Annotated in this window: 16 protein-coding genes; 6 read left to right on the forward strand and 10 right to left on the reverse strand. The window is 47.1% G+C overall.

The annotated features are described in order from the left end of the window. Positions 1-101: 101 nt before the first annotated feature. Genes sapA through B5D35_RS03755 form a run of 5 tightly spaced genes read left to right on the forward strand, consistent with a single transcriptional unit; the run spans position 102 to position 5,361 of the window. Positions 102-1,721, forward strand: coding sequence for an ABC transporter substrate-binding protein SapA (gene sapA, locus B5D35_RS03735; protein ID WP_078751256.1), 1,620 nt, complete (start codon positions 102-104; stop codon positions 1,719-1,721). A gap of 3 nt (positions 1,722-1,724) precedes the next feature. Next, the gene (locus B5D35_RS03740) at positions 1,725-2,687 is read left to right on the forward strand and encodes an ABC transporter permease (protein ID WP_078751257.1); all 963 of its coding nucleotides are present in this window, start codon (positions 1,725-1,727) and stop codon (positions 2,685-2,687) included. Beyond that, the gene (gene sapC / locus B5D35_RS03745) at positions 2,674-3,561 is read left to right on the forward strand and encodes a putrescine export ABC transporter permease SapC (protein WP_078751258.1); all 888 of its coding nucleotides are present in this window, start codon (positions 2,674-2,676) and stop codon (positions 3,559-3,561) included. The genes B5D35_RS03740 and sapC overlap by 14 nt, the downstream gene beginning before the upstream one ends. Next, positions 3,561-4,571 carry a peptide ABC transporter ATP-binding protein gene (locus tag B5D35_RS03750; protein WP_078751259.1) on the forward strand — a complete coding sequence of 337 codons (1,011 nt, stop codon included), beginning with the start codon at positions 3,561-3,563 and terminating at the stop codon, positions 4,569-4,571. The genes sapC and B5D35_RS03750 overlap by 1 nt, the downstream gene beginning before the upstream one ends. Then, positions 4,555-5,361, forward strand: coding sequence for a peptide ABC transporter ATP-binding protein (locus tag B5D35_RS03755; protein WP_078751260.1), 807 nt, complete (start codon positions 4,555-4,557; stop codon positions 5,359-5,361). The genes B5D35_RS03750 and B5D35_RS03755 overlap by 17 nt, the downstream gene beginning before the upstream one ends. Positions 5,362-5,436: 75 nt before the next feature. Here the strand turns inward: B5D35_RS03755 and pyrF are convergent, their stop codons facing one another. The 9 genes from pyrF to B5D35_RS03800 all read right to left on the reverse strand — a co-directional run bounded on the left by pyrF (position 5,437) and on the right by B5D35_RS03800 (position 14,744). Beyond that, the gene (pyrF, locus tag B5D35_RS03760; protein ID WP_078751261.1) at positions 5,437-6,132 is read right to left on the reverse strand and encodes an orotidine-5'-phosphate decarboxylase; all 696 of its coding nucleotides are present in this window, start codon (positions 6,130-6,132) and stop codon (positions 5,437-5,439) included. Between the two features lie 6 nt (positions 6,133-6,138). Next, positions 6,139-7,308, reverse strand: coding sequence for a lipopolysaccharide assembly protein LapB (lapB, locus tag B5D35_RS03765; RefSeq protein ID WP_078751262.1), 1,170 nt, complete (start codon positions 7,306-7,308; stop codon positions 6,139-6,141). A 6-nt stretch (positions 7,309-7,314) separates the two neighbouring features. Beyond that, positions 7,315-7,599 carry a LapA family protein gene (locus B5D35_RS03770; RefSeq protein ID WP_078751263.1) on the reverse strand — a complete coding sequence of 95 codons (285 nt, stop codon included), beginning with the start codon at positions 7,597-7,599 and terminating at the stop codon, positions 7,315-7,317. Positions 7,600-7,777: 178 nt separating this feature from the next. Next, complete coding sequence (gene ihfB, locus B5D35_RS03775; protein WP_078751264.1) at positions 7,778-8,056, reverse strand: integration host factor subunit beta; 279 nt, start codon at positions 8,054-8,056, stop codon at positions 7,778-7,780. Positions 8,057-8,131: 75 nt separating this feature from the next. Next, positions 8,132-9,802, reverse strand: a complete 1,671-nt coding sequence (gene rpsA, locus B5D35_RS03780; RefSeq protein WP_078751265.1) for a 30S ribosomal protein S1 — start codon at positions 9,800-9,802, stop codon at positions 8,132-8,134. A gap of 102 nt (positions 9,803-9,904) precedes the next feature. Continuing rightward, positions 9,905-10,591, reverse strand: coding sequence for a (d)CMP kinase (cmk, locus tag B5D35_RS03785; RefSeq protein ID WP_078751266.1), 687 nt, complete (start codon positions 10,589-10,591; stop codon positions 9,905-9,907). Positions 10,592-10,755: 164 nt separating this feature from the next. Continuing rightward, entirely contained in the window at positions 10,756-12,039 is a 1,284-nt protein-coding gene (gene aroA / locus B5D35_RS03790) for a 3-phosphoshikimate 1-carboxyvinyltransferase (protein WP_078751267.1), read from the reverse strand. A gap of 113 nt (positions 12,040-12,152) precedes the next feature. After that, positions 12,153-13,238: an ion channel gene (locus B5D35_RS03795; RefSeq protein WP_078751268.1), complete on the reverse strand. Its 1,086-nt coding sequence runs from the start codon at positions 13,236-13,238 to the stop codon at positions 12,153-12,155. A gap of 123 nt (positions 13,239-13,361) precedes the next feature. Further along, positions 13,362-14,744 (reverse strand): uracil-xanthine permease family protein, encoded by a 1,383-nt coding sequence (locus tag B5D35_RS03800; protein ID WP_078751269.1) that lies wholly within the window; start codon positions 14,742-14,744, stop codon positions 13,362-13,364. Between the two features lie 290 nt (positions 14,745-15,034). Here B5D35_RS03800 and B5D35_RS03805 point away from each other — a divergent pair, with 290 nt between their 5' ends. Beyond that, positions 15,035-15,793, forward strand: coding sequence for an MBL fold metallo-hydrolase (locus tag B5D35_RS03805; protein WP_244556498.1), 759 nt, complete (start codon positions 15,035-15,037; stop codon positions 15,791-15,793). Between the two features lie 50 nt (positions 15,794-15,843). Here the strand turns inward: B5D35_RS03805 and serC are convergent, their stop codons facing one another. Further along, entirely contained in the window at positions 15,844-16,926 is a 1,083-nt protein-coding gene (gene serC / locus B5D35_RS03810) for a 3-phosphoserine/phosphohydroxythreonine transaminase (RefSeq protein WP_078751271.1), read from the reverse strand. Between the last annotated feature and the right edge of the window lie 144 nt (positions 16,927-17,070).

Raw genomic sequence — 17,070 nt, forward strand, 5'->3', positions numbered from 1 at the left:
AATTCGTTGTATTTTGGTCTGTTCTTTTCGTGACCACTTGGTGACAAGGTTGCTTCAGTGGTAAATTGAATCACTTAATCCGAACAATGAATCATTGGCTTATGAGAGCATTACGTCGTTTGCTCACCGCGAGCGTTGCTATATTGCTACTGGCAGGATGTGAAGACCCGTTCTCTGAAAACTCAGCGAGAAATCGAGGGTTTATTTATTGCGGGCCGGGACAACCCAACACCTTTAATCCCCAATTGACCGATGGGGGGTTAACAGCAGATGCGCTCTCAAGCCAAATCTTCGATAGATTGCTCCAATTAGACCCCGACACCTACCAACCTATCCCTATGTTGGCGCAAAGCTGGAGCGTCAGCCCGGATGGAAAGGAATACACGTTTAAGCTTCGTCGCAGCGCCAAATTTCAAGTCACTGACTGGTTTATTCCCCATCGAGGTGTCATGGCCAAAGATGTGGTGTTCAGTTTTAATCGCCTGATCGACCCAGAGCACCCGTTTCATGATGTCTCCGGCGGTGAATATCCATGGTTCGATAGCATGGATTTTGCTGGCTTAGTCACCAAGGTCGACGCGCTCGACGATTACACGGTGAAATTCACCTTATCTCGCCCCGATGTGTCATTTTTATCCACCCTGTCGACCACGTATGCCGTGATTCATTCAGCCGAATATGGCGACACACTGATTAAAAGTGGCGAATTAGCCAACATCGACACCCTCCCCGTGGGTTCGGGGGCTTTTCATTTGGATGAATACAAACCGCATCAGCTTATTCGTTTAAAACGCCACTGGGGATATTGGAATGGGGCCGCCCCCATGGAGCAAGTTGTCTACGACATCAGTATTCGTGGGACTGGAACCTTGGCAAAACTGATCACGCGTGAATGTGATGTACTCTCTTCTCCCGTTGCCAGCCAGCTTTCCGTGATTGAAAAGAACCCAGATTTTGTATTGGCGTCTCAAACAGGGATGAATGTGGCGTTTATTGCGTTGAATACTCGTCATCCGGCGCTTTCAGAGCTAGAAGTACGCCAAGCGATCAGCCTCGCGATCAATCGCGACACCTTGATTCAGTCGGTTTATCACGGAACGGGCACCCCAGCGACAGGTATGCTTCCACCGATGTCTTGGGCCTATGACGACAAGCTCAATACAACCTTTGACCCTCAACTCGCATTGAGTCTGATGGCAAAAGCAGGCTATCGGCATGGTTTTAGTGTCGATTTATTGGTACCGCTGACGCCTAAGGCGTACAATCCTAGCCCCATCAAAGCCGCGGAGCTAATCCAGTCTAATTTAGCGGTGATTGGTATTCAGGTGAACATCGTTGCGCAAGAAGACATCAATCGTAAACTGCTTCGTGATGAAATTAGTGATCTAGGTATGGTACTTACTGGCTGGATTGCCGATAATGGCGACCCTGATAATTTCCTTCGTCCTTTACTCTCGTGTAATGCCAAATTCACGGGCTGGAATTTATCGAATTGGTGTAATCGCTATTTTGACCGTTATTTGGACGGCGCGATAGCAACAGATATTCAGGAAAAACGACGCGATATATATCTGCAAGCGCAAACCATATTGAAAGACAGGATGCCCGTCATTCCTCTCGCTCATGGCGTACATTTTCAAGCAAGAAACGCCAGCCTTCAGGGTATTAACCTCAGTCCATTTGGAGACAAATCTTTTGCAAATGTTTCGAGGAGCCATTGATCTATGTTGATCTATGCTATTCGCAGGCTCAATCTGTTTATCATAACACTGCTGATACTGACGCTTATCAGCTATAACATTGTCAAGCTCGACCCATTCTCCGTTTTTAATCAGCAAGAATTCTGGGCTGGTTGGTTTCAATATCTCCGTCAGTTGATGCAAGGCAACCTTGGTATTTCCGCTGATGGGCTGCCTGTGACTCAAGCGTTGTCAGAAGTATTCCCTGCGACCATGGAACTGTGCTTTTTTGCCTTCTTCATTGCACTCATTGTAGGAATACCTCTAGGAACGCTTGCTGGCATTCGTCGCGGCTCTCCAGCCGATATTGTGATCTCTTCCATTACACTCTTAACGTTCTCGATGCCCATCTTCTGGATGGCCATTTTGATGATCATGTTGTTTTCTCTCTACCTTGGCTGGTTGCCAGTATCAGGGCGTTACAACTTGCTGTTTGAAATCCCCAACACGACGGGCTTTGCGTTGGTCGACGTGATGCTTTCAAACCACCCACAGCGCAATCAGGCCGTCGAAGACATTATTCGCCACTTGATCATGCCGACTCTGGTATTGGCCGTGGCACCAACCACAGAAATTATTAAACTTCTCCGTGACTCAGTATCAGATGTTATGAGCCAGAACTATATTAAAGCCGCTGCAACAAAAGGACTTTCAAAGTCTGAGATTGTCATGCGGCACGGCCTTAAAAACGCGTTACCTCCTATCATCCCAAAATTTGGTATCCAAATTTCGACCATGATGACCTTTGCCATCATTACTGAGTCGATTTTCAATTGGCCAGGTATCGGCACTTGGTTGTTGGATGCGCTGAGTTTTAAAGATTATGTGGCAGTACAAGCGGGTGTTCTCACCGTGGGAAGCGTGGTTTTACTGGCCAATATTTTTTCAGATCTCGCGGGTGCTGCTATCAGTCCACTAGCAAGGAAGGAATGGTATGCCCTCAAATAGTGTGTATTTAGAGCAGCGCATTCCGACCCAGTTGGAACGCGCGTGGAAAGCATTCAGAGAAAACACGTTGGCTGTGGCTGTTTTCTGGTTGCTGTGTATTCTTCTGCTGGTGACAATTTTCGCGCCATGGTTAACGCCCTACGATCCGCAATTCCAGACAGGCCATCTACTACAGCCTCCGTCTTGGGACAATGCCGGAACCGTTGACTACTTTTTGGGTACCGATGATCTGTCGCGCGATATGCTATCACGCTTGATTGCGGGTTCTAGACTGACGTTCGGCTATGCGCTTCTGGTTGCACTTGCGGCAGGCATTATTGGTGTCTTGATTGGTATCTTGGCAGGCATGACATCCGGCTTAAAATCGAGCTTTCTGAACCACATCCTCGATACCGTCTTGTCTATTCCGTCACTGCTGTTGGCAATCATTGTTGTCGCCTTTAAAGGTCCCGGAGAGATGAGCATATTGTTGGCGGTATGGCTGGCGCTTATTCCTCGCTTTATTCGATCGGTATACACGGCAGTGCATGCTGAAATGGAAAAAGAGTACATTCTTGCTGCACGACTCGATGGTGCCAACAGTTTTTATCTCCTCTACCACTCGGTATTGCCAAACATCTTTATGATATTGAGTACCGAACTGACACGCGCAATATCAGTAGCGATTCTGGATATTGCCGCGCTTGGCTTTCTTGGATTGGGTGCACAAGCCCCTTCTCCTGAATGGGGCGCGATGTTGGGTGACTCTATAGAGTTAGTATTTACAGCGCCATGGACAGTGACATTACCAGGGCTCGCTATCATGGTGAGTGTCTTGGTCGTCAACTTAGTAGGCGATGGCGTTAGCCAAGCGGTTAATGCGGGGACAGAATAATGCCGTTATTAGATATTCGACACCTGACCATCGAAATTGATACACCTCAAGGTCCGGTGAAGGCCGTAGACCGGATGAGCTTAACCATCAACGAAGGTGAAATTCGTGGTTTGGTAGGCGAATCTGGCTCAGGCAAAAGCTTGGTCGCTAAGGCCATTTGTGGCGTCACTAAAGACAACTGGCGTGTCAGTGCAGACCGATTACGCTTGGGTAATATTGATTTGCTCTCTCTGCCCGCACGCGAGCGTCGACACGTTGTTGGCAAAGACATCGCGATGATTTTTCAAGAGCCTTCCACCTGTTTGGATCCTTCTGAGCAAGTGGGTTATCAGCTTGAAGAAGCGATTCCATCGAGTTCATTCAGTGGCAGTTGGTGGCAGCGACTTTCGTGGCGTAAGCAACAGTCAATCGCACTGCTGCACAAAGTGGGTATCAAAGACCACAAACGCGTCATGAACAGTTACCCCTACGAGCTAACCGACGGTGAGTGTCAAAAGGTGATGATTGCGATGGCAATCGCGAACCGTCCTCGCTTGCTGATTGCCGATGAGCCGACCAACGACTTAGATCCGATTACGCAGGCACAAATATTCCGTCTGCTCAGTCGAACCAATCAGATTTCTAATACCACCATATTGTTGATCAGCCACGACTTAACAACTGTAACCCAATGGGCTGACCGTATTACGGTCATGTATTGTGGTCAATCCGTTGAATCGGCCAGCCGCCAGCAGATCCTTGAAAAGCCGCATCATCCTTATACCAATGCGCTATTGCGGGCAATGCCTGACTTCAGCAAAGACATCCCACACAAATGTAAGCTCGAAGCTCTTCCCGGTGCGATTCCCCCACTTCAGAACTTACCGATTGGTTGTCGTTTGGGGCCACGTTGCCCTTATGCGCAAAGAAAGTGTGTTGAAGTACCTCGTACGAAAAAAATAAAGAACCACAAGTTCGCGTGCCATTTCCCACTCAATATGGAAGTCAAAAAGCATGACAGCATTGCTTGAAGTTGAAGGCTTGAGTAAAAACTACCAATACCGTACAGGCCTGTTTACCAAGCGTGTCATTGAAGCTGTAAAGCCGGTTTCTTTCTCTTTAGATGCCGGTGAAACGCTCGCCTTGATTGGCGAAAACGGTTCCGGTAAATCAACCCTGGCAAAAATGTTAGCGGGTGTTGTCGAGCCCTCTGGTGGTGAAGTACACGTAAACGGTGATGCTTTACTGCCCAAAGACTACAAAACCCGCTGCAAATTGATCAGAATGATTTTTCAAGATCCCAACACGTCGTTGAATCCACGAAATCAGATTGGGCAGATCTTAGAAAGTCCTTTAAAACGAAACACCAACATGACACCCCAAGAGCGTGAAAAACGTGTTGTGGATACGCTTCGGTTGGTGGGTCTTTTGCCTGAGCACGCCTATTTCTACCCACAAATGCTGGCGACGGGGCAAAAACAGCGCGTTTCGCTCGCTCGTGCACTGATCCTACAGCCTTGCGTCATAGTTGCAGATGAAGCGTTGAATGGACTCGATATGTCCATGCGTTCTCAGATACTGAACCTCCTACTAGAGCTTCAGGAAAAAATGGGACTTTCCTACATCTATGTGTCTCAACATATGGGGGTCGTGAAACACATATCTGATAAAGTCATGGTGATGCAAAACGGCGAAGTGGTGGAATCCGGTACGACACAAAGCATTTTCTCTGCACCGGAAAATGCACTGACACAACGTCTTATTGAAAGCCATTTCACAGCACCGACAATGGACCGACGATCCCGATACAATGTTGCATAAAGACAAGCCCTGCGGTTGCAGGGCTTAGGAAAAGCATAGTAACGTAAAAAACCGCCGATGACGGCGGTTTAATAATTATCGCAGTGACGCGTTAATCTCGGTCAAGACTTGCATTGGATCAGCCGCTTGTGTGATAGGGCGACCAATCACCAAATAGTCAGAACCTGCAGAAACAGCCTCAACAGGCGTCATGATACGACGCTGATCACCAGCATCAGAGCCCGCAGGGCGAATGCCAGGTGTTACCAGTTTAAAGTCCTGACCCAGTGCATTTTTCAACATACTGGATTCATGGGCTGAACACACAACACCGTCCAAGCCACTATTACGGGTTAGGGTAGCCAGAGACATTACGTGCTCTTGTGGCTCACGACTAATGCCAATACCCGCAAGGTCACTTTGCTCCATGCTGGTCAGTACCGTTACACCAATTAGCAACGGTTTGTCTTTTCCATATGGTTCCAGTGCTTCACGCGCTGCAACCATCATACGCTCACCACCGCTTGCATGAACATTCACCATCCAAACACCCAACTCTGCCGCCGCTGCAACCGCACGTGCACAAGTGTTCGGAATATCGTGGAATTTCAAATCGAGGAAAACGGTATGACCACGTTCATGAAGCTTACGCACATAATCAGGGCCGTACAGGGTAAACATTTCCTTACCCACTTTCAGGTGACAACTGCCTGGCTCAATACGGTCAACAAACGCCAGTGCCTGATCAATATTTGGGTAATCCAATGCAACAATTACTTTTGGGTCCTGCATTCCTAATTATTCTCCGTCTAGACCTCTAATGGGCTTAATTGATCCCCATCCTTTGCATGAAGGACAATGCCAATACAAAGAGTGGGTAGAAAAACCACACTTACGACAACGATAGTGCGGTTTAACCTTTAATTGTTCTTCTACAAGATGTTTTAACGTGTTTAAGCTGATCTTAGCTCGCCCTTCCTCAGCCTGTTCAACATGAAGCTGCATCAGTTTGTGGAAGCCTTTCATTGTTGGATTTTTTACAAGTTGGCGAGTCAAAAAGCTCTGTGCCATGGCTGCATTTTCATGAGAGTTGATCACATCAGACATCATCAATTCGGCAGCGGCTCCAGTATTCTTTTCTAAACAGCTTTTCAGGAAACGTACCATCGACATTTCCTTACCCAGCTGGTGATAACACTTGTCCAGCAGCGGTAACGCTTCACTGATGAAGTCTGGGTCTTGCTCCAATATATGCTCCAGGACTTTGATGGCATCTTTGTAGTCATTATTTTCGATGTCCATACGTGCAATCATTAAAGATGCTCGCACACAGGTTTTATCTATAGAGAGGGATTTCTTTAAAAGCTGACGCGCTGATCTTTCATCTTCATCACCTAAAGCCTGCATCGCCAATTCACAATAGAAATGCGATATATCGCGCTTCAGTTTTGTCTTACCCGATTTGACCAGACGGCTCGCCATGTCGATGGCTTTTTCCCATTCTCTGGTTTGTTGGTAAATGGCAAGAAGCTGTTGTAATGCGAACGGCTTGTAATCAGGCTCATCAACAAGCTGGTGGAAGATCTTTTCTGCGCGGTCGAAGAAGCCTGCAACCATATAGTCTTTGGCCAGTTGTTGGAGTGCGAGATTTCTTTGGTCAATGGTGAGATTTGGACGAGCAATAAGGTTCTGGTGGATACGAATAGCGCGGTCGACCTCTCCGCGCGAACGGAATAGGTTCCCGAGTGCAAGATGAGTATCTATCGTCTCGTTGTCGACTTGAAGCAACTCAATAAACAGATCCACCGCTTTGTCAGACTGATCTGACAACAGCAAATTCAAACCTGCGACATATTGCCTCGAAAGATGGTGTGATTGATCCTGTCGACGATGACGAGCATTCCTATTGCCCATGTACCAGCCGTAACCGGCCGCGATTGGTAACAATAGAAACAACAGCTCAAGCATTTACTGTTATTCCTTAACCGGGTCCGTGCGCAATTTATCCAATTCTTGGCGTTGTTTGTTGACTTGTTTTTTCAACATTGACGCTGACATTTTGGCTTTCAGGTAAAGCATGCCACAAATCAACCAACCAAGCGCAAAACCCGTTCCAAAGACAATGCCTAACAACAAAGATAATTTGAACTCACCCTGTGCGAGCAGATAGTTGAAGTTCACCACTTCCTGATTTTGTGTCCCTAACGCCAGTGCTATGAGAAAACTCAGGACGAGTAATACGATACCAATAATCTTCACTGTCACTCCCTCTTTAAAATTTCCGGCTCATGACACCCAATTGATGAAAATGTCAGTTACTTGCCAGCCAGTTTATGTGTGATTATGCAGTAATTTGGCTTGTCAGACCATTCTAATAGACATAAAAAAACGGCATACGATACGCATGCCGTTTTTTCATTCAGAATCGAATCAACCGTTAAAGGTTAACTCGGTCGCGAAGCTCCTTCCCTGGTTTGAAGTGAGGAACGTACTTGCCGTCCAACTCAACTTTGTCACCAGTCTTTGGATTACGTCCAACTCTAGGAGCGCGATAATGCAAAGAGAAACTACCAAAACCACGAATCTCGATTCGGTCACCTTCTTCGAGTGTAGTGACCATGTGCTCAAGGATTTCCTTGATGGCATCTTCTACCTGTTTGGCAGAAAGATGGATTTGTTGACTACACAGTCTTTCGATTAACTCAGACTTCGTCATGAACACCCCGCTTTTAGTATGTTTCTCAACAGTATAACTGTAGAGGAGGAATTTTTCCCCCTCAGTTCACATTAATTATTCGCTTTTCGCAGCTTTGAAAGCATCTGCCATTGCGTTACCGAACGCAGCATCGTCTGCTTTGTTCAGAGTAGCCATAGCTTCTTGCTCGTCTGCTTCGTCTTTCGCACGTACAGAAAGGTTGATTACGCGGTTCTTACGGTCAACACCGGTGAACTTCGCTTCAACTTCGTCGCCAACAGCCAGAACCAGAGTCGCATCTTCAACGCGATCACGTGATGCTTCAGAAGCACGCAGGTAACCTTCAACGCCTTCAGCTAGCTCAACAGTAGCGCCTTTAGCGTCAACTGCAGTTACTTTACCCTTAACAATAACGCCTTTTTTGTTGTCGGCCATGTAGTTATTGAATGGGTCTTCTTCCATTTGCTTGATGCCCAGTGAGATACGCTCACGCTCAGCATCAACTTGAAGAACAACTGCAGAGATTTCGTCGCCTTTCTTGAAGTCACGAACTGCGTCTTCGCCTGCAACATTCCAAGAAATGTCAGACAGGTGAACCAGACCGTCGATACCGCCTTCCAGACCGATGAAGATACCGAAGTCAGTGATTGACTTGATCTTACCAGTTACGCGATCGCCTTTGTTTTGCATTTCTGCAAATACTTGCCATGGGTTGTTCTTACATTGCTTCAGACCCAGGCTGATGCGGCGACGCTCTTCGTCGATGTCCAGAACCATAACTTCAACTTCATCACCCACGTTAACAACTTTAGATGGGTGAATGTTTTTGTTAGTCCAGTCCATTTCAGAAACGTGTACCAGACCTTCAACGCCTTCTTCGATTTCTACGAAGCAGCCGTAATCAGTCAGGTTAGTTACACGACCAGTCAGTTTGTGACCTTCTGGGTAACGGTTAGCAATTGCTACCCATGGATCTTCGCCAAGTTGCTTCAGACCCAGTGATACGCGAGTGCGGTCACGGTCAAACTTAAGAACTTTAACCAGAATCTCGTCACCTACGTTAACGATTTCTGATGGGTGCTTAACGCGTTTCCAAGCCATGTCAGTGATGTGCAGCAGGCCGTCAACACCGCCCAGATCTACGAATGCACCGTAGTCAGTCAGGTTCTTAACGATACCTTTAACTTCCATGCCTTCTTGCAGAGAAGCCAGCAGTTCATCACGCTCAACGCTGCTTTCAGATTCGATAACAGCACGACGAGAAACAACAACGTTGTTGCGCTTCTGGTCTAGCTTGATAACTTTGAACTCCAGCTCTTTGCCTTCCAGGTGAGCAGTGTCACGTACTGGACGAACGTCTACCAGTGAACCTGGCAGGAACGCACGGATGCCGTTAAGCTCAACAGTGAAACCACCTTTAACTTTACCGTTGATAACACCGATAACAGTTTCAGCGTCTTCGTAAGCTTTCTCAAGTTGGATCCAAGCTTCGTGACGTTTCGCTTTTTCGCGAGACAGTTGAGTCTCACCGAAGCCATCTTCGATAGCGTCTAGAGCTACGTCAACTTCAGCGCCAACTTCAATTTCTAGCTCGCCTGCAGCGTTTTTGAATTGCTCTGCTGGGATAGAAGACTCTGATTTCAGGCCTGCATCAACAAGAACGTAACCGTTCGCGATAGCTACTACAGTACCTTTAACGATGGCACCTGGACGAGTTTCAATCTCTTTTAGAGATTCTTCAAAGAGTGAAGCAAAAGATTCAGTCATTAATTTGGTCTTCAATTATTTAAACGTCCACGGGTATCCTACCTCATGGGGTTGATATTAATGTCGGTCATCATCCTTGCGACCAACGGCTTTGCCGCTACTTTAAGAAGTAACGGTATATTTACTTTCAATATAGGACAAAGCTTGCTCGAGCACCTGCTCAATGTTGAGAGAGGTAGAATCTAGCACTAAAGCATCGTCCGCGGGACGTAATGGCGCGACTGCGCGGTTGCGATCTCGGTCATCACGTTCCTGAATTTCGTTTAAAAGGCGGTCAAAGTTAACATCTAACCCCTTCAGTTGCAACTGGTTCATGCGGCGAGTTGCGCGCTCTTCAGCGCTGGCATCTAAAAAAATTTTCACTTCCGCTTTCGGGAAAACAACGGTTCCCATGTCGCGACCGTCAGCAACCAGCCCTGGGGCTTCTGCAAAGGCACGTTGACGACGCAACAGCGCTTCACGAACACGTGGTAGTGCAGCTACTTTAGATGCCGCCATACCGGTTTCTTCTTTACGAAGCTCACCCGATACATCTTCACCTTCAAGGATAACTTTAACCAGTTCACCTTCGGCTTTAAACTGCACGTCAAGGTGTGCAGCCAACGGAACCAGCGCGTCTTCGGACTCTGTGTCCACGCCATGGTGGATAGCAGCAAGAGCCAGAACACGGTAGATCGCGCCAGAGTCGAGCAAATGCCAGCCCAGCTTCTCTGCTAACAACATGCAAAGGGTACCTTTTCCGGCGCCGCTTGGGCCATCAACGGTAATCACAGGTGCTTGGGTAGACATAGACTTCTCCAAATCGTTTACGTCCGAAACAGTTAGCACAATCACAGACTCGTGTATCGATAGGCCAACTGCTTCGAGGAATCGGGCGGTATTATAGGGAAGTCTCAGAAAAAAAACAGGTCGGCGATGCGACCCATTTTCTCTTTTTCTCTCTTGGCGGAACGTTAACTTTCCGCAAGTGCTGATAATTTGTCAAAGTAATCAGGAAATGTCTTCGACGTACACTTGGGATCATTGATTGTCACGAGTGTATCGCTGAGCGCAACCAATGAAAAACACATCGCCATGCGGTGATCATCGTAGGTGTCGATCGCTGCGTGTTGCAGGTTATCTGTCGGCGTAATCGTGATGTAATCTTCGCCTTCTTCAACCTCTGCGCCAAGTTTACGCAATTCTGTTGCCATCGCAGAAAGGCGATCAGTTTCCTTCACTCGCCAGTTATAAACATTACGAATGGCCGTCGTGCCTTCTGCAAACAATGCCGTGGTCGCTATCGTCATTGCGGCATCTGGAATATGGTTAAAATCTAAGTCAACCGCTTTCAACTCGCCACGACGGGCAATCACATAATCGTCGCCCCACTCGATGTCCGCACCCATCGCTGCCAGTGCGTCCGCAAATTGCACATCACCTTGGATACTTTTCTTGCCAATGCCTGTGACTTTGACTTCACCACCTTTGATTGCGGCAGCAGCAAGGAAGTAAGAGGCGGAAGACGCATCACCCTCCACAAGGAAGTCACCCGGTGAGGCGTAGGTTTGGTTACCTTTAACATGGAAGGTTTGGTAGTTATCATTTATGACTTCCACACCAAATTGCGCCATGATGTGCAGCGTAATATCGATGTAGGGTTTTGACACCAAATCGCCTTTAATTCGAATGTCAGTATCACCACTAAACAACGGGGCTGTCATGAGGAACGCAGTCAAAAATTGGCTGGAAATTGAACCATCAATGTCTACACTGCCACCTGCAATATCTTTACCGATGATACGTAGTGGCGGATAGTTTTCATTTTCCAAATACGTCACTTGCGCACCAACACCGCGCATTGCATCAACCAAATGGCCAATTGGACGCTCTTTCATTCTTGGCTCACCAGTGAGTACATACTCACCTTTTCCTAAACAAAGCGCTGCGGCCAAAGGACGCATCGCCGTGCCCGCATTACCTAAAAACAGCTCTAACGCTTCAGATGTGTTAAATGCCCCACCTAAACCCTCAACCTCGCATACTGTCTTGTCATCAGACAGTCGGAAATTGACACCCAGCTTTGCCAGTGCATTTAGCATATGACGGATGTCATCGCTATCAAGAAGGTTGGTCAGGCGAGTAGTGCCTGTTGCAAAAGCGGCGAGAAGAAGAGCGCGATTAGAGACACTCTTTGAGCCTGGAAGATTAACTTCTCCGTTAATCTTAGAAATTGGTTGTAACGTCAACTGCTCCATCTGAACTTCGAGATCCTTGTTGTTTCATATCCCGAGAGTAACGAAAAAGCAGCTAAGTCGCTACCCTCTGCAGCGCTTATATGGCGATTTCTTCTTTTTTCGTATTCAGTAAGTTAGCGTGTCATTTTCTTCACAAAGACCACAACGAACAATGCAATGGTAAAGCTGCCAGTGAATGCTTCTGTCGCAGCCACAAGTCGCGACATTCCTATCGGGATAAAGTCGCCATACCCCAACGTTGTAAACGTCACCACGCTGTAATACAGACAATCCGAAAATGCCCAAAAGTTTTCACCTGCCGTTTGCTGCGATGAAAAGCCCACGTAATCACCCGCATATTGGATACCTGTTTGAAAATAGATGATCGCACAAAGTAAGATCAGCGCGAGGGAAAAGAAAATAACGCGAATTGGGCTTTCTCCATAGCCACAGAACAAATCAACGGTTTTTGACATCGCCCTTTGTGTGGAAAAATAAGGCATTTGATAACGTCGCATCGTCAGTTCTTTTTGCAAAAATTGGCCTGCCATCGTAAAAATACCCTGTGCTTCCGACGCTTTTCTTAAATCCCGATAGATTTCCTCTGACTGCTCAAAAAGATCTAGCGCCTTTTCCATGTCCCTTTTTCTTTCTGCAACACGGCCTTCCGCCTCTTGCTGTAAAGTGCTCCCGATCTTAATGTTATCGATTTTTGTGTCTGTGAGCTTTACACCCAACAGGTTGCAATTAATGAAGCTGGCACAATGAATATTGGCATCATGGAGATCCGCCTTCATCAAGCTACCATTATCAAACTTTGCGTTAAACAAGTGCGCATTGGTCATGTTCGAACGATAGAAGTTCGCATAACTGAGATCGTAACCACCACCCGGCCCATGTCTCACAAGGTTCACATCCTGCAGATCTGCACGCTTAACGACAATCCCGCGCAGTTGCCCACCCTTTTTTGCATATTCCTCAAGCTGCGTTTTAACGGTTGGCCCGTCTTTGGGTGCATTTTCATCGTGCCAAAAACAAAAGCCAGTCTCGCCTGCTGGCTCAAAGCATTGATGTACAACCCCGTCTGGATCGAGATATTGGCAGCACGACTCCGCAACATTTTGTGATGTCGCTATAGGCAGATCATCCTGATGCGTTTTTTCCGTAGAAGTCCCAGAAGGTACGGATTCAAAATTGGTGGAATCTGAATGGTTTGACATAACGACACCTCCAGTTTCTCAGTATAGAAACAGGTTGCCGAAAGTGAGAGGTGTGGAGAACGTAATTATGAAAAAGAAAAAGAGAGGGGATGGTGCACCGTCCCCCTCTTTTTGGGCAAGATATTAGTTTGTGTCTTCGTTATGGTCTTCGATTGGCAGAACCAGATTGAGAATAATCGCAGTCAAACCACCCGCTGCCATACCGGAAGAAAGGATATTTTTAATCCATTCTGGCATAAATTGCAGGATTTCTGGTTTTTGTGCGATACCCAAGCCCATCGAAAATGAAAGTGCCATGATAAGAATCGCACGACGGTTAAGCTCACAGCGCGAAATGATACGGATACCCGACGCAGCGATGGTACCAAACATCACAATCGTGGCACCGCCCAACACAGGCTCAGGGATAAGTTGAACGAGCGTCGCCACCCCTGGTAGCAGGCCAAGAATTACCAACATACCCGCCACAAAATAACCGATGTAGCGACTCGCAACCCCCGTCAACTGAATGATGCCGTTATTTTGGCTGAAAGTAGAGTTCGGGAAACTGTTCAGTAACGCGGCCAAAGCAGAGTTCACACCATCAGCCAACACGCCACCTTTAATGCGGCGCATATATACAGGGCCAGAAACAGGTTGTTCAGAGGTTTCTGATGTGGCAGTAATATCACCAATGGCTTCCAGTGATGTGATAAGGAATACAATAATCAACGGAACCAACAATCCGATATCAAACGACAAGCCATATTGCATTGGAATTGGCACAGCGAAAAAGTCCACATCACTGGCAGGGCTGGTGTTCACCATTCCAAGCGCAAACGCTATCAGCGTACCGACAGTCATCGCAATGACGATGGATGAAACACGCAAGTAAGGATTATTGATGCGATTAAGCAACACGATCACACCCAGCACAGAACCCGCGAGAAGAAGATTTTTTAAATCACCAAAAGTACCGTTTTCAATGGCTGTATAACCACCACCCATTGATGTCAGACCTACCTGAATGAGAGTCAAACCAATCAGGGTAACAACAATGCCGGAAACCAACGGAGTGATCACACGCTTCGCATGTTCGAGTACTCGGCTTAATAGAACCTCGGTCATTGATGCCACCATAATGGTGCCGAAAATAGCCGCCATCATCGCTTCAACTGTCGCGCCACCCGCTTTCATCGCAAGGCCTGCACCAATAATTGGTCCTAAGAAGTTAAAGCTTGTGCCTTGGATAGACAATAGCCCTGAGCCGAGAGGGCCAAATGTTCGGATTTGAATAAATGACGCTAAGCCAGATGCAAATAACGACATACTCACGATGGTATTGGTATCCGCGGCTGGCAGACCCAGTGTTTGGCAAATAATCAGCGAAGGCGTAACCACGGCGACGAACATCGCCAGTAAGTGCTGGACTGCCGCAAATAGTGTCTGAGGAAGTGGCGGTCTGTCGTCCAGACGATAAACCAGTTCAGACGGGCGAGCTTTTTCGTTAGTGCGAGAAAGAGTCATAGCAAAGTACCTATAGAAGTCGCGATCCTCAATGCGCTGACTGGGCATTGAGCTGTCAAAAAGCAGTGTTCTGTTATTGCTGTTACTCAGAGCTTATAGACGGTAAGGCGATGGTGTAGAAGGAAATTTTTCGACATTGTAGGACTGAAAAAACAAAAAGCAATCGTTTGCGGCAAACGCTTGCGCTAACTGATTAACTAGTAACCACATTTAACACAAGGAAAACATTAGAAACATAAACGCCATCTTTTCTGTACACTTTGACTGGTCAGATGAGAAAGGAGATCCGAGTGTCCGATAACCCCACGCTCCATGAAATCGAGGGTTACATTCAAACCATATATCTTGCAGAGTATCAGAAAGGACTAATGTTGCTCGATGGCTGCAGCCGCGCTGACGTAGGCGTTGTTTTGTCATACATTCAGCACTCACTTATGCGCCCGATTGAAGATCTGAAATGGATTATTGTGACCCACATGCATCCCGATCACGCAGGAGGAGCTCACCGACTTAGAGACATTACAGGTTGTCAAATTGCCACTGGTGTAGCGGAGCAAGATTGGTACAAAGGCTTTGATGGCATCATGATGCATTGGACGGATATTGCGTTGGCGAAATGGATGGCAAAGCGCATGGGTAAATCGCCCAAGCGGGTATGGTATAACCGTCGGCTCAATGCGGATGCATATTTAAAAGATGGCGATGCCATTCCAGGCTTCCCCGACTGGACAGTGCTAGAAACCCCGGGACATACCGACCGGGACATTTCACTTCACCACGCAGCCACCAGCACTGTTTATGTTGCTGACTTGATGGTGACCGTAAAAGGTAAGTTTATTCCGCCGTTTCCGGTGTTCTACCCCAATCGCTACAGACAATCATTACAGAAAGTATTTTCGCTTCAGACTGAGTCCATCATGTTAGCGCATGGCGGGAAGGTGTCACCCACTCCAGACGACATTGATTTCCTTACCAGCAAAATTCCGCCAATTCCGGTAACACACTGGCGATCAGTAAAGACCAAACTGAAAAAGCTGGTGCACATTTAGCAGATACAAAAAAGCCGTCTTTCGACGGCTTTTATCTTCACTTTTTGGTATTACGCGTTTTTCGCTTCAAACGCTTTCATGAAGGCAACCAACGCCTGTACGCCTTCAAGTGACATGGCGTTGTAGATAGACGCACGCATACCACCTACATCACGGTGACCCTTCAACGCTTTCAGACCTTGAGCATCAGACTCTTCGAGGAACTTTTCGTCCAGCTCTGGATTAACCAATTGAAACGGAACGTTCATCAGCGAGCGATTATCAGGGTGAATGTTGTTCACGTAAAACGTCGATGAGTCGATGCAATCATAGAGCAGCGCCGCTTTTTCTTCGTTACGCTTTTGCATTGCGTCAAGTCCGCCCTGCTCTTTCAGCCATTTATAGACTTCACCTGCCAGATACCATCCAAATGTGGGTGGCGTGTTGAACATTGACTCTTTGTCCACCAGCGTTTTGTAGTTCAGGATGTTAGGTAAATAGTCTTTGGCTCTGCCAAGTAAATCATCACGTACGATAACCAGCGTAATTCCCGCTGGGCCGATATTCTTCTGCGCCCCTGCGTAGATCACACCGTATTTTGATACGTCAATCGGACGAGACAAAATCGTCGATGACATGTCCGCCACGATCGGCTTATTGGTTTCTGGCAAATCACGGATTTCGATACCATCAATCGTTTCATTCGGACAGAAGTGAACAAAAGCGGCATCGCTGCTCAGTTTCCAATTTTTAGCCGGAAGCACTGCGCGTTTGCCATCAGCGTCTGTTTTAACGTTAACAACATTAGGCGTGCAGTATTTTTTTGCTTCCTGAACAGCACTTGCTGCCCAGTAACCACCATCGATGTAGTCCGCAATGGTTTTACTTCCCAGAAGGTTCATGGGTACTGCTGCAAACTGAGCTCTTGCCCCGCCTTGCGCATACAAAACATGATAGTTATCAGGGATAGACAGTAATTCACGGAGATTTTTCTCGGCCTCAGCAACAACGGCTAAAAATGGCTTCCCGCGATGCGATACTTCCATAACGGATGTACCAGTACCGTTCCAGTCTGTCAGTTCCGCTTGAACTTTTGCCAGAACAGCCTCAGGCAACATTGCCGGGCCAGCCGAGAAGTTATAGACCTTTTCCATGATTTCAGAATGCTCCTGCGTTTTATCGCTTTTTTATGATGTTCTAAATTAATTTGTGCATACAACCAGTTAGTAACAGCTTCACCAAACCGCGTCGCGCAAAATCTGTTCATTTTTGTTTTATCACCTTTTGGATACGATTGA

Origin of the sequence: Enterovibrio nigricans DSM 22720, assembly GCF_900167155.1 — a bacterium.
Taxonomy (GTDB): domain Bacteria; phylum Pseudomonadota; class Gammaproteobacteria; order Enterobacterales; family Vibrionaceae; genus Enterovibrio; species Enterovibrio nigricans.

Bases quoted from the DNA above. Each gene is read 5' to 3' on its own strand.
- cmk (WP_078751266.1), bottom strand. From the start codon at position 10,591: ATGTCTACCCAAGCACCTGTGATTACCGTTGATGGCCCAAGCGGCGCC.
- B5D35_RS03800 (WP_078751269.1), bottom strand. From the start codon at position 14,744: ATGACTCTTTCTCGCACTAACGAAAAAGCTCGCCCGTCTGAACTGGTT.
- ihfB (WP_078751264.1), bottom strand. From the start codon at position 8,056: ATGACGAAGTCTGAGTTAATCGAAAGACTGTGTAGTCAACAAATCCAT.
- B5D35_RS03740 (WP_078751257.1), top strand. From the start codon at position 1,725: ATGTTGATCTATGCTATTCGCAGGCTCAATCTGTTTATCATAACACTG.
- pyrF (WP_078751261.1), bottom strand. From the start codon at position 6,132: ATGCAGGACCCAAAAGTAATTGTTGCATTGGATTACCCAAATATTGAT.
- B5D35_RS03795 (WP_078751268.1), bottom strand. From the start codon at position 13,238: ATGTCAAACCATTCAGATTCCACCAATTTTGAATCCGTACCTTCTGGG.
- B5D35_RS03750 (WP_078751259.1), top strand. From the start codon at position 3,561: ATGCCGTTATTAGATATTCGACACCTGACCATCGAAATTGATACACCT.
- sapA (WP_078751256.1), top strand. From the start codon at position 102: ATGAGAGCATTACGTCGTTTGCTCACCGCGAGCGTTGCTATATTGCTA.
- B5D35_RS03755 (WP_078751260.1), top strand. From the start codon at position 4,555: ATGACAGCATTGCTTGAAGTTGAAGGCTTGAGTAAAAACTACCAATAC.
- rpsA (WP_078751265.1), bottom strand. From the start codon at position 9,802: ATGACTGAATCTTTTGCTTCACTCTTTGAAGAATCTCTAAAAGAGATT.
- aroA (WP_078751267.1), bottom strand. From the start codon at position 12,039: ATGGAGCAGTTGACGTTACAACCAATTTCTAAGATTAACGGAGAAGTT.
- lapB (WP_078751262.1), bottom strand. From the start codon at position 7,308: ATGCTTGAGCTGTTGTTTCTATTGTTACCAATCGCGGCCGGTTACGGC.
- sapC (WP_078751258.1), top strand. From the start codon at position 2,674: ATGCCCTCAAATAGTGTGTATTTAGAGCAGCGCATTCCGACCCAGTTG.
- serC (WP_078751271.1), bottom strand. From the start codon at position 16,926: ATGGAAAAGGTCTATAACTTCTCGGCTGGCCCGGCAATGTTGCCTGAG.